This is a genomic window from Exiguobacterium sp. EA-TM-5 (assembly GCF_053878415.1).
This window is the reverse complement of the sequence record NZ_CM132670.1, coordinates 1,309,667-1,322,791: the sequence shown is the minus strand read 5'-3', so window position 1 is coordinate 1,322,791 and position 13,125 is coordinate 1,309,667. Positions and strand designations below refer to the sequence as shown.

Annotated in this window: 11 protein-coding genes; 1 reads left to right on the top strand and 10 read right to left on the bottom strand. The window is 46.4% G+C overall.

All coding sequences use genetic code 11. The features are described from left to right. Window positions 1-5: 5 nt before the first annotated feature. From icd to dnaE, 9 genes are all read right to left on the bottom strand, one after another. Complete coding sequence (icd, locus tag ACV3PA_RS06800) at window positions 6-1,280, bottom strand: NADP-dependent isocitrate dehydrogenase (protein ID WP_053454033.1); 1,275 nt, start codon at window positions 1,278-1,280, stop codon at window positions 6-8. A 71-nt stretch (window positions 1,281-1,351) separates the two neighbouring features. Continuing rightward, window positions 1,352-2,464 carry a citrate synthase gene (citZ, locus tag ACV3PA_RS06795; RefSeq protein WP_053454034.1) on the bottom strand — a complete coding sequence of 371 codons (1,113 nt, stop codon included), beginning with the start codon at window positions 2,462-2,464 and terminating at the stop codon, window positions 1,352-1,354. 218 nt (window positions 2,465-2,682) lie between these two features. Beyond that, window positions 2,683-3,153: a DUF441 domain-containing protein gene (locus ACV3PA_RS06790; RefSeq protein WP_023469036.1), complete on the bottom strand. Its 471-nt coding sequence runs from the start codon at window positions 3,151-3,153 to the stop codon at window positions 2,683-2,685. Between the two features lie 57 nt (window positions 3,154-3,210). Beyond that, on the bottom strand, window positions 3,211-4,959 hold the full coding sequence (gene pyk, locus ACV3PA_RS06785) for a pyruvate kinase (protein ID WP_053454035.1): 1,749 nt from the start codon (window positions 4,957-4,959) through the stop codon (window positions 3,211-3,213). Between the two features lie 77 nt (window positions 4,960-5,036). Then, window positions 5,037-6,005, bottom strand: coding sequence for a 6-phosphofructokinase (gene pfkA / locus ACV3PA_RS06780; protein WP_082318568.1), 969 nt, complete (start codon window positions 6,003-6,005; stop codon window positions 5,037-5,039). A 147-nt stretch (window positions 6,006-6,152) separates the two neighbouring features. Next, a complete protein-coding gene (accA, locus tag ACV3PA_RS06775) occupies window positions 6,153-7,088 on the bottom strand; it encodes an acetyl-CoA carboxylase carboxyl transferase subunit alpha (protein ID WP_053454036.1) in 936 nt (311 codons plus the stop codon). Further along, a complete protein-coding gene (accD, locus tag ACV3PA_RS06770; protein ID WP_053454037.1) occupies window positions 7,075-7,935 on the bottom strand; it encodes an acetyl-CoA carboxylase, carboxyltransferase subunit beta in 861 nt (286 codons plus the stop codon). The genes accA and accD overlap by 14 nt, the downstream gene beginning before the upstream one ends. A 21-nt stretch (window positions 7,936-7,956) precedes the next feature. Further along, on the bottom strand, window positions 7,957-8,475 hold the full coding sequence (locus tag ACV3PA_RS06765) for a FadR/GntR family transcriptional regulator (RefSeq protein WP_053454038.1): 519 nt from the start codon (window positions 8,473-8,475) through the stop codon (window positions 7,957-7,959). 102 nt (window positions 8,476-8,577) lie between these two features. Then, on the bottom strand, window positions 8,578-11,739 hold the full coding sequence (dnaE, locus tag ACV3PA_RS06760) for a DNA polymerase III subunit alpha (RefSeq protein WP_456125867.1): 3,162 nt from the start codon (window positions 11,737-11,739) through the stop codon (window positions 8,578-8,580). Window positions 11,740-11,885: 146 nt separating this feature from the next. Between dnaE and ACV3PA_RS06755 the strand changes: the two genes are divergently transcribed. After that, window positions 11,886-12,080, top strand: coding sequence for a YtzJ family protein (locus ACV3PA_RS06755; RefSeq protein WP_050677656.1), 195 nt, complete (start codon window positions 11,886-11,888; stop codon window positions 12,078-12,080). Window positions 12,081-12,145: 65 nt separating this feature from the next. Here the strand turns inward: ACV3PA_RS06755 and ACV3PA_RS06750 are convergent, their stop codons facing one another. Further along, the gene (locus ACV3PA_RS06750) at window positions 12,146-13,081 is read right to left on the bottom strand and encodes a DHH family phosphoesterase (protein WP_053454040.1); all 936 of its coding nucleotides are present in this window, start codon (window positions 13,079-13,081) and stop codon (window positions 12,146-12,148) included. Window positions 13,082-13,125 lie beyond the last annotated feature (44 nt).

The following is a 13,125-nucleotide window of genomic DNA, read 5'->3' as shown; positions in this document are numbered from 1 at the left end:
TCGGATTACATGTTTTTGATGAGTTCGTCCGCGAATTCAGAACACTTCACTTCAGTCGCACCATCCATGAGACGCGCGAAATCGTATGTGACGACTTTTGCTTCGATCGAAGTTTCCATCGATTTGATGATGAGATCTGCAGCTTCGTTCCAGCCAAGGTGACGGAACATCATTTCGCCTGACAAGATGACAGATGATGGGTTTACTTTATCAAGTCCAGCGTATTTCGGTGCTGTACCGTGAGTTGCTTCAAAGATCGCGTGACCTGTCATGTAGTTGATGTTTGCTCCAGGTGCGATTCCGATACCACCGACTTGTGCAGCAAGTGCATCTGAGATGTAGTCACCGTTCAAGTTCATTGTTGCAACGACATCGAACTCTTTTGGACGAGTCAAGATTTGTTGTAAGAAGATATCAGCGATTGAGTCTTTTACGATCAACTTACCAGCAGCTTCTGCGTCTGCTTGTGCTTTGTTCGCAGCATCTGTTCCTTCTTCTTCTTTGATGCGATCGTACTGGTTCCAAGTGAAGACATGCTCTGCGTATTCACGTTCAGCAAGCTCGTAGCCCCAGTTTTTAAAAGCACCTTCCGTGAACTTCATGATGTTCCCTTTATGAACGAGCGTCAATGAAGCGCGTTTGTTCTCGAGTGCGTATTCGATTGCTGCACGAACGAGGCGTTCTGTTCCCTCTTTTGAAATCGGTTTGATTCCAAGACCAGATGTCTCAGGGAAGCGGATTTTATTGACACCCATTTCGTTTTGAAGGAATTGAAGCAGTTTTTCAGCGCCTTCGCTGCCTTCTGCGTATTCGATTCCTGCGTAGATGTCTTCAGTGTTTTCACGGAAGATGACCATGTCTGTATCTTCTGGGCGTTTAACCGGTGAAGGTACACCTGTGAAGTAACGGACTGGACGAAGGCATGTGTACAAATCAAGCTCTTGACGAAGTGCAACGTTCAATGAACGAATACCGCCGCCGACTGGTGTCGTAAGTGGTCCTTTGATTGCGATGATGTGCTCACGAATGAGGTCAAGTGTCTCTTCTGGTAACCAGTTGCCTGTTTTGTTGAATGCTTTTTCACCAGCGTAGACTTCTTTCCATTCGATCTTCTTTTCACCGTTGTATGCTTTTTCAACTGCTGCATCAAATACACGTACTGCTGCATTCCAGATGTCAGGTCCTGTTCCGTCACCAATGATGAATGGAATGATTGGTGAGTTTGGAACTTGAAGTGTACCGTTCGTTACTGTGATGTTTTCGCCTTGAAGTGTAGCCATGTCTAAAAATCCCCCTTAAGTAATTGTAATCTACATCAAAAATCAGGAGAGGATTACTCCTCTCCGTCCTTTTAACGTTCTTCAATGGACACGTATGTCCGGTGCGTTTCACCCGTATAGTCTGCACGCGGGCGAATCAGACGGTTATCGCTATATTGCTCTAAAATGTGCGCCAACCAACCTGACATCCGACTTACAGCAAAGATTGGAGTGAATAGTTCAGTATCAAGTCCAAGTGCATGGTACGTAGAAGCAGAATAGAAATCAACATTTGGTTTCAATCCTTTTTCCGACTGGACGATCTCATCGATCTTAACTGACATCTCGTACCACTTCGGCTCCCCGATTTGAGCAGTCAGCTGACGGCTCATTTCTTGAAGATGCTTCGCGCGTGGATCGCCGTCCTTGTAGACACGGTGACCGAAGCCCATGATTTTTTGCTTGTTCTCAAGTTTATTATGAACATACTCGTCAACCTTTTCAACCGAATCAATTTCAAGCAACATCTTCATGACGGCTTCATTCGCTCCACCGTGAAGTGGTCCTTTTAATGCCCCCATCGCTGCCGTCACACCTGAGTAGACGTCAGAGAGTGTTGCAACACAAACACGTGCCGTGAACGTCGAAGCGTTCAACTCGTGATCTGCATGAAGAACGAGCGCTTGGTTGAAGGCTTTTTCTGCAACTTCCGTTGGCTCTTCACCTGTCAACATGAACAAGAAGTTCCCTGCGTAGGAAAGACCTGTTTTAGGCGCAATCGGCTCTTGCCCTTTTTTAATGCGTGCGTAAGCTGTAACAAGCGTTGCGATTTGTGCTTGTAATTTGATGGCTTTAGCGTAATTCGCCTCAGTCGACATATCTTCCGATGTCTCATCGTAAAGCGCAAGTTGAGAGAGCGCTGTCCGAATCGTCGCCATCGCATTTGCTGACTTCGGTGCTGCCTTCATTGTCTCGAGAACGGCAGTTGCGACTGTCGCTTCGGAAATCAATGCTTCCGACAGTTGCTTCAATTCCTCTTCTTTTGGTAGACGGTCGTTCCACAATAAGAAGACGACTTCCTCAAATGAGGCGTGCTCCGCCAAATCATCAATTGTATAACCGCCGTACGTCAATTGACCATCGATGATCGAGCTGATTTTCGATGAAGTCGCGACGATTCCTTCTAAACCTTTAGTTTGTGTCATGACAATAATCCCCCTTTTTTCCCCCAGAAATTTAAAACGCTTTCATTTCCGTATTGAAAAAAAGACGTCCACTCAAGAGTCGTTCCCCATGCTTGTACCGCTGTACTCTTGAATAGACCATCTTGTTTCTGTTCTTAGTATAAACAAAAATACCCAAAAAGTGAATGAACTTGCATACTATTATCAAAAAATTAATTCGGTCACCCTGCTGATTCGACTCATCCAGTGAACGCTTTTGCAATGACATCCCACATTCCGATGACGAGCGCAGCGATTCCAGCACCGATTAACGGACCGACCGGTACCCCTCGGAAAAGCCCGACTGCAAGAATCGTTCCAGCTAGTAGCGCCGTTGTAACGAGCGGATCTTCTTTCATCAAACCAACACCGTGTGCCGCGACGATCGCAACAAAGATTCCTGATAAAAATGAGATAATGCCGATATGTCCCCGAATGCTTTGTAGTAGTTCTTTAAATCCGATGTCACCTGCTGCAATCGGTACAAGAATAGCTGCTGTGATCAACGTAACGCCCCATGTGATTCCTTTTGCCTGCAAAGAAGGAAACAGTCGACCATCCAGACCAATCGCCTTGATGATCAATAGGAAGGCTGCAGCGATGATCAATGATTTATTTTGTGCGATGACCCCGATGAAGACGAGGGCAATCAAAAATAGATAAGCTTCCATACGTCCTCCTCATGAAAAAAGACGGACATGACCTAAGTCACGTCCGTCATGAATGGATTATGCGTTATACAGTTTACCTGTCAATGGATCGATTGAGATCATTTGACCGTCTTTGAAGACTGTCAATGCATCTTCAACACCAACGATGACTGGTTTACCGAGTGATGGTCCAACGATTCCAGCATGGCTTGTTAATCCGCCATCTACTGTAATCATCGCAGCAGCCATCTCGATTGCAGGCATCATGTCACGATCTGTTGAGTTCGTAACGAGGATCATCCCTGGCTTCGCTTTTGCGTTTGCTTCTTCAGCGTTTTTTGCAATGACGACTTCACCAACGACACCACGTTCACCGATTCCACGACCGTTTGCAATTTCTTTACCAACGATGTGGATTTTCAACATGTTCGTTGTACCAGCAGTCAAAGCAGGAATACCTGCTGAGATGACGACGAGATCACCGTCTGTAACGAAACCAGCATCTTTAGCCGTATCTGCAGCAAGTGTCAACATATCATCCGTATTGTCTGAAAGATGATCAACGACGATTGGGTATACGCCCCATACGATGTTCAACTGACGTGCGACACGTGCGCTTGGTGTAACCGCAACGATGTTAGGCTCCGGACGGTATTTCGAGATACGTGCAGCTGTGTAACCCGATTGTGTCGGTGTCAAAATCGCTTTTGCATCCAAGTTGATTGCAGTGTGCGTAACCGCTTGAGCGATTGCATCCGTCACTGTGTGCTCACTACGTGTCTGACGATCTTTCAACAACAGTTTGTAGTCGAGCATTTTTTCTGTACGTTTTGCGATCGAGTGCATCATTTGGACAGATTCGATTGGGTAGTCCCCTGCTGCTGTCTCACCTGAGAGCATGATTGCATCTGTTCCGTCAAGAATCGCGTTTGCGACGTCTGATGCTTCAGCACGTGTCGGACGTGGGAAACGTTGCATCGAGTCAAGCATTTGAGTTGCTGTGATGACTGGCTTACCGAAGTCGTTACAAAGCTTGATCAAGTCTTTTTGAGTTGGTGTGACTTCTTCCGTTGGGATCTCGATACCGAGGTCACCACGCGCTACCATCAAACCATCCGAAATCGCGAGGATTTCTTCGATGTTATCGACACCTTCTTGGTTCTCGATTTTCGGGAAGATTTTGATGTGGCTTGCATTGTTTTTCTCGAGCAATTGGCGGATTGCAACGACGTCAGATGCACGACGTACGAAAGATGCAGCGATCAAATCGATGTCGCTCTTGATACCGAATTCGATATCAGCAATGTCTTTTTCAGTCAAAGCAGGAAGGTTAACCTTCACGTTTGGCAAGTTGACACCTTTTTTCGTTTTGATGACACCTTCGTTTTCGATTGAGCAACGAAGCTCACGGTTTGGAAGTTTTTCAACGACTTTAAGACCGATGAGACCATCATCAAGCATGATCATCGAACCGACTTCGACGTCATCGTAAAGTCCTTCGTATGTGACAGAGAACTTGTCTTTTGTTCCGACGATTTCGTTCGCATCACCACTGACGATGATGACTTCTTGTCCACGTACGAGAAGCGCTTTTCCTTCTTCAAACGAATGTGTACGGATTTCCGGACCTTTCGTATCGAGAAGGATCGTAACGATTTTGTTTGCTTCTTCTGCTGCACGACGGATATCCGTGATGCGTGCACCGTGCTCTTCATAATCGCCGTGTGAGAAATTCAAACGAGCGACGTTCATACCTGCTTCAATCATTTCTGGAAGACGTTTTTCTGACGCCGGTCCAATCGTACATACAATTTTAGTTCTACGCATATTCCATAAACCTCCTACGGTGTTTGGCCAAGTTCTCTTGCCCATTTCAATCCTATCGACGTCTGTTAAGACGTCTGTTAAATCGAAAGCTGTTTTGAAAGCTCAAGGATTTCAAGATCCAGCTCGTGTTTATTTTCATCGAGTGCCTCATCGATATCGAGATCTATCATTTTACCGCCACGTACACCTACGACGCGCCCTTGTTTTCCTTCAAGAAGAATTTCGACAGCATGTGCCCCCATCCGACTTGCGAGTACGCGGTCTGCTGCAGTTGGCGCTCCACCACGTTGAACGTGACCAAGAACCGTGACGCGTGTATCAAGTCCTGTCTCTTTTGCGATTGCGTCACCAACATCTTGTGCGCGACCCGCTCCTTCAGCGACGATGACGATTGAGTGTTTTTTACCTCGGTCAACACCACTTTGAATACGAGAAAGAACTTCTTTTAAATCTTCAGGACGCTCGGGTACGAGAATCGATTCTGCTCCACCAGCAAGTCCTGCGTATAATGCGATATCGCCTGCATCGCGTCCCATGACTTCAATGACATATGTCCGCTCATGTGATGATGCCGTATCACGAATTTTATCAATGGCTTCAAGCGCTGTGTTGAGCGCTGTATCAAACCCAATTGTATAATCCGTTCCTGGGATATCATTATCGATTGTACCTGGAAGTCCGATTGTCGGGAAACCGAGTCCCGTCAATTTTTGGGCACCACGATACGACCCGTCTCCACCTACAACGACGAGTGCATCAATTTCAAATTTCTTAAGATTGACGACTGCTTTCGCACGTCCTTCTTCCGTACGGAACTCTGGACAACGTGCCGAACGTAGGAACGTTCCACCTCGTTGAATGATGTCACCGACTGATCCAAGATTCAACTGGACGAGATCCCCATTAATCAATCCTTGATAACCGTTGTAGACACCAAATACTTCTAAGCCATGAAAAATCGCTTTACGCGTGACAGCACGCACCGCAGCATTCATACCTGGTGCATCACCGCCACTCGTTAAGACAGCAATCCGTTTTAAACTCACGTTAATCACCTCTCCATTAATCTGAATCTAAAATAGCACGTTGTTTTCTTGTTTTACAACAGGGCAGATTGCATAAACTTTCACTTGCTTTTTCATCCCTGATTCCGGAAATGAGCAGTATCAATCATGATAGCGATTACATGGTGCTTATGTGCCAATTTGGTGATATTTTTCAGTCCGTTGATCGATGAGCTCTTCCTTGGTCAGATGAACCAAAGTTTCGAGCTTCTGTACCAATACAGTTTTTAATTTATCTGCCTGTAATGACACATCAAGATGCGCCCCTCCGACGACTTCTGGAATGATCGCATCCGCAATCCCGAGTCGCAATAAATCGGGCGCTGTGATTTTCATCGATTCCGCAGCTTTTTCCGCAAGACTCGCGTCTTTCCAGAGTAATGCCGCAGCACCTTCAGGAGAAATGACGGAATACGTTGAGTTTTCGAGCATCAAGAGTTGATCACACACTCCGATTCCTAGAGCACCACCTGAACCGCCCTCACCGATGACGATTGAGACGATTGGTACCGTCATACCAGCCATCTCAAACAAGTTCTTTGCGATCGCTTCACTTTGACCGCGCTCTTCTGCAGCGCGTCCAGGATATGCTCCCTTCGTGTCGATGAACGTGATAATTGGTCGATTGAATTTTTCTGCTTGTTGCATGAGACGTAATGCTTTTCGGTACCCTTCCGGATGCGGCATCCCGAAATTACGACGAATGTTTTCTTTAGTATCTTTTCCTCGTTGGTGACCGATGATCGTCACCGGACGACCATTCAATGTTCCGATTCCACCGACGATTGCCGCATCATCGTACCCATGACGATCTCCGTGCAATTCGATGAAATCTTCACAGATGGATTCAATGTAATCAAGTGTCGTTGGACGTTCTGGATGACGTGCCAACTGAACACGATTCCACGCTTTCATATTCCCGTAAATATCGAGTTCTAACCGATGAAGACGTTCTTCAAGAAGTTGAAGTTCTTCCTTGAAATCAAGTCCTTGTGTTTCCGCCATATCGTGGAGCTCAAGAATTTTTTCACGTAAAGCGATGACTGGTTGGTCAAATGGTTGCATGGTTCGTTCCCTCCGCATGTAGCTTTAAGATTCGCGTATAGTACGTCTTCAGATCATGTCGTGATACGACATCGTCCAGTTGACCTGCTTGTAATAAGAACTCTGCTGTTTGGAAATCTTCCGGTAGTTTTTCTCGAATCGTTTGTTCAATGATCCGTCGACCTGCGAACCCGATTAATGCACCTGGTTCAGCGATGTTGAAGTCACCGAGCATTGCAAAACTTGCTGATACACCACCGGTTGTCGGATGGGTCATACAAGAAATATAAAGTAATCCAGCATCTGAATGCTGTTTTAAGAAGAGACTCGATTTCGCCATCTGCATGAGACTAACCATCCCCTCTTGCATCCGGGCTCCGCCTGAAGCTGAGAAAATCGTGACAGGTAAACGATGTTTCGTTGCATAACGAACCGCTTCAGAAATTGCAGCACCGACTGCCGCTCCCATTGAACCCATCCGGAATCGTGCATCCATGACACAAGCGACGAGTGGGTGACCATTCACATTCCCGACGCCACAGACGATTGCTTCCTCAAGACCTGTTCTGACTTGGTCGCCTTTTAATTTTTCCGGATAGTCCTGGAAACCGAGTGGATCCGCTTGAACTACCGGCAGATCGAAATACGTTACTGAGTCTTCATCGAATAACTGTGTAAAACGTTCTTGAGCGGTCAATGGATGATGATACCCACATGAACAGACACGTAAGTTCGCCTCCAGTTGTTTCGTATATTGGATCAATTTACATTTCGGACATTTTGTCATTAGGCCAACCGGCACATCGACACGCTGTTCCTTTGAAGTCAGCGTGACGAATTTTTTAGGTTTTCGAAAAAATGCTTGCACGTTCAGTTCCCCCTTGTCATCCTATGGGCGGTTCAAGAGTTGTTCCCGTTCCGCCTGCGTATAGAGTTCCCCTTGACCGAAGCTTTTATGGAAGGCATTGACTTGTCGCCAGATTCGTTCAAACAAATCGTTATCGACCGTCTGAATCAACGTCTCACGAAACGCAGCATCGGATGCAACGACTGGTGTAAGCACCGAAATGTCATCCAGTTGCGTGAGCGCCGCTTGCTCAAGCAAGCGAAGCGTTCCTGCCAAGTCTTCGAACTTCGAATCGCCAGTCACTAAGAATTGAGCAATGATTTGAATATAGGTATGATCGTCACGGTTCAATAGAAAGCTTCCGCCCCCATGCCGCGTCTCGACGATCCCTAAATATGCGAGTGTCCGCAATGCTTCTCGTACGGACGGTCGGCTGATGGATAAACGTTCTGCCAGTTCCCGCTCTGATGGAATCCGGTCTCCTGGAACTAATCCATCTTGTTCGATCATCAATTTAATCGCCGCGATATTGGCTTCAAACGCATTTCGTTTCTTCTCCATATCGATACGGCACCACCTTTCTGACCCTTCAGTCGGTTGCTTCAATCGGTGGCATTGGTCAGACCAATTACCCCTTATTATAACAAATCTTATTACCTAGTACTAGTTTGAGCGAGGGAGATTTTTTAAGACGACATGGTCTTCACCAAACTGCATACGTAGACGAGCCATTAATTCCTCGTCATGGCGAACCGCGTAAAGAGATGGTAACGATTTCGTCTCACGTGAATCGGCGTAGCGAACGACGACCGGAATATCACCTGGTACCGTTTCAAGCAACTGCTCGAGAGCGGCAAGCTCATTTTTCGACGTTAATTTGATGAACAAAACATCTTGTCCAAGCGGTCGAAGGCGTTCCAATATGAATTGACGCTCCCCTTCGCGATCTTGAACCTTTAATTCAATTAACAAGACATTCCCCAAATAAAGCGACCGACGAAATCGTTCATATTGACTCGGGAAGATGACAACCTCTTCATTCGAATAACCGTCGACTGCTTGAATGACCGCCATCGTTTGACCACGTTTCGTCTTAAATTCTCGAAGTTGATCAATATAGCAGACTAAATAATGCGTATCTGCTCCTACTCCAAGGTCATGGAAATAAGCAGATTCAACTGGAGCTTTCATCGCTGTCGTTAATGGCGAATACGTTAACCAGAACCCTAGTGATTCTCGTTCTAGACGTGCCCAGTCAGAATCGCTACGGTTCGATGATTTTTGCGTCCGACGTTTCCCGAGGATGGCTAATTCATCCGGCAATAAAGTATTCGATGACTCTGTAAAATATTCAAGGACCTCTTGTTCAGCAAGCCCGCGATCTCCATGCGTCGCGCGATCGAACGCGCCACTGTAGAGTAACAATTCAATTTTCGCACGTTCTTTTTTGCCCCAACCGACTTGGGTCAATAGATCAGCGATCGTCGCCTCATGCTTCGATGCCTCTTTCAACCGCTCGAATTCTCGTTCAGAAATACCTTTGATGACATGGATTCCGAGTCGAATCCCTTTACCTTCTAGCGAAGAACGGTAATCTGAAATCCAGATATCGGGTGGCAAGATTGGCAGACGTCGTTCGCGCATCAATCGGACAAGACGTTCCGGTTGTTCCACTGAAACGAGTAAGAAAATATGAGGGAAATGGGCTTTGATGTACCCGAGTGCATAACTGATTTTTGAATAGGCGACCGCATGGCTTCGGTTGAATCCATATCCAGCAAATCGTTCGATTTGCTCATATAAGGAACTTGCTATCGTATCATCGAATCCGTTCGATTTTGCTCCTTCAAGGAACCGAACTCGCTCCTGTTCAAGGGAATCCGTACTTTTCTTCGAAATCGCACGACGTAGTATATCAGCTTGCGCCAGCGTAAAACCGGCTACTCGGCGCGTGATCTCCATGACTTGCTCCTGATAGACGATGATGCCATACGTTGGTGCAAGCACTTCTTCTAACACCGGATGCAACATCTGATAAGGTTGACCGGCTTTTCGCTTCGCGTATAAATCAATGAATTTCATCGGTCCCGGACGATAGAGTGACATCGTTGCTACCAAATCCTCGAATCGATTTGGTTTTACTTCGCGGAGTGTCTGCTTCATTCCTGACGATTCGAATTGGAAGATGTCATCTGTTTCGGCACGGGAAAAGACTTGAAATGTCGCGCGGTCTTCCTCTGGAATTTGCGTGAGTGTAAAGGATGGATGTTCTCGTCGAATCAATTCTTCCATCCGGCGCAAACGACTTAAATTCCGTAATCCTAACAAGTCAATCTTCAACAATCCTTGACGTTCTAATGCCTGCATCAGAAACTGTGTCACGTACCGTTCGTTTGGACCCGCTTCAATTGGCGTCGTCTCGACGAGGTTTTCTGAACCGATGACGACACCGGCTGCGTGAACCGACCGTTGTCGCGGGAGACCTTCGACTGCTTGCGCAAGTTGCAAGAGTTGTCGACGCTTTTCACTTCCAGAAAACCAACGATACATCTGTTTATTTTGTTCGATCCCTTGTAACGTCGTTGATTTCCCGAGCTGTTTGACGGCCGCATCTAATTCATCCTTCGAAAACTCTAGCGTTCGTCCGACGTCTCGCAGAGCAGCTTTCGCACCAAGCGTCGATAATGTACCAATCTGCGCAACATGATCTTGCCCATAACGCATCACAAGATCTTCTAATACTTCTTCTCGCCGTTCATCTTCGATATCGATATCGATATCCGGCATCGAAATCCGCTCCGGGTTCAAGAATCGTTCGAATAGTAGTCCATATTTCAATGGATCAACCGTCGTAATACCAAGTGCGTAGCTGACGAGCGAACCAGCTGCTGAACCACGACCTGGTCCAACAAAGATGCCTTTCGCTTTCGCGCGTCGGACAAGTTCTTCAACGATCAAGAAATAGTCGGCAAATCCTGTCCTATCAATGACAGACAACTCATAGGCGAGCCTTTCCCGTGCCTCTTTACTTTCATGACCATGCGCTAGTAATCCTTCTTCGGCATGCATCCGTAACAACGCATTCGAATCTTCTGCGACGCGTGGTAATGGACGTTGCTGAAACGGTAGTTCTAAGTGCTCAGACGTTGCAGCAAACTGCTCTGCCATCGTAATTTCTCGCTCGGTAAAATCTTCCAGTAATTCTTCACGCGTCTTCAAATGCATTAGACGATCTGTTTTTTGATCTTGGAACGTCGTCGCTTCACGAATGGCACGAATCGCTTGATAAGCTGCTGCTTCATCTCGACGGAGGTAACGGACAGGGTCAACCGGAATCGTCTCAATACCAAGCGCTGCTGCTACTTCCCGGTAACGCGTGCGACTCTCTCGTTCGACGGTCGAACGACTAGAGACTACTCCCATGTATGTATGCGCCCCCTGAACGTGCCCCATCCATTGAACGAAAGAACGGCGTAGACGTGTCACATCTTCAGATGCCTGACGCAGCGGAACGAGTACTGCAATGAGCGCTGAGACATCTGTATCCTTCTGCCTGCTTGCTAGTCGATACAATTGGCGAAGCCCATCAGAAGAAAAAGCAAACCATAAGATACAAAACTCTTCTTCTTCAATTCGTTGCTCCCAGCCGACGACCGGGTGCATATTCCGACGCTGACACGCATCGATGAATGCAGGAACTCCTGTCAATGTCGTCTCACAGATGACCGCTCGCCCAATTTGACGACGGACAAGCTCGTCTAAATATGTCTCGATTCGAACTAAACTTTGTAATGGACTAAATTGCGTCCGAACATTTATATGCATCTTTCATTCTCCTTTCTCTTCTGATGGAGGTTTCTAAAAGTTTTCAGAACATTCATATCTAACTGACTCAAGTACTCGCCATCTGATTTATTATTCGCTACAATAAGTATAGAAATATCATGACAGGTACGGAAGGAGCGTTTCTCATGATTTTAAATCGTAGTCAAATCGCACGTGAAAAAGTCGAACAATTAAAGCTCGGTGTTACCGCTTTTACTGAAACGGAAGAAATCGCTGAGAAAATTCGCAAGTCTGTCGCTGAACTTCAACTGAATGTCATTGAAGATCACACAGATCGTGGCGTTTGGTTCATTCCGCAAGACAAGACAAAAACGCAATAAGCGTAAAAAGGCTGTTCGTTTCGCTTCCTCAATGAGAGGAGTGAGACCGAGCAGCCTTTTTCCATTTAAAACTGGAAGTTAGCAGCGACCTCATCCAGACGATGGACGACACGTTCGACTTCACTCAACTGTTCAATCGTTGCCCCTGAAGCCATCGGATGTCCACCACCATTGAATTCTTTTGCTACTTCATTAATGACGGGACCTTTCGAACGAATCCGAACGCGAACTTCCTGATCCGTTTCGAGGAATAGCGCCCAACATTTCATCCCTTTTAAACCAGCGAAGCTATTGACGAGCAAAGATGCTTGTTCAACCGTCGCCCCGAATTGTTTCAATGTATCCTGTGTCAAAATGACATATCCGACACCTTGGTCCGTCAATTGAATATGTTGGAGAACATATCCTTGTAGATGAAGAGCCGAAAGTTCCGTTTCGTACATATTACGGTACAACCAATCCGTATCGATTCCCGCGTCAATCAGTTGTGCTGCGACTTCAAACGTTCGTTTCGTCGTGCCACGGAATTGGAAACGTCCTGTATCACCGACAATTCCAGCGTAGAATTGAATGGCAGCAGCTGTTGGAATGTCATATTCCCACTCATTCAATACATGAACGAGTAATTCAGACGTCGAGCTCATCGTCGTATCGACGAGTTGCACGGGCGCGTACGGATCTTCATCCGGGTGATGATCGATTTTAATGATGTTTTTCCCTGTCATCGCGAGTTTCCCATCAATCCGAGCTTGGTTCGCTGTATCCAGGATTACGACTAACGCTTCTTTGTATAATACCTCGTCTACTTGGTCGAGTTCACCCATGAACGACAGTGATGTTGCCATCTCACCTACCGATAAAATCGTTTTACTCGGGAATTGGTGTTGCAACGTCAATTGTAAGCCGAACTGACTACCGAGTGCATCGGGATCCGGACGTTCATGACGGTGAATGATAATCGTATCTGCCGCTTCAATTAGTTGTTTGATTTGCTCTTTCACTGTGCACAGCTCCTCTAATCTTGATATGATACTAGATGAAGACA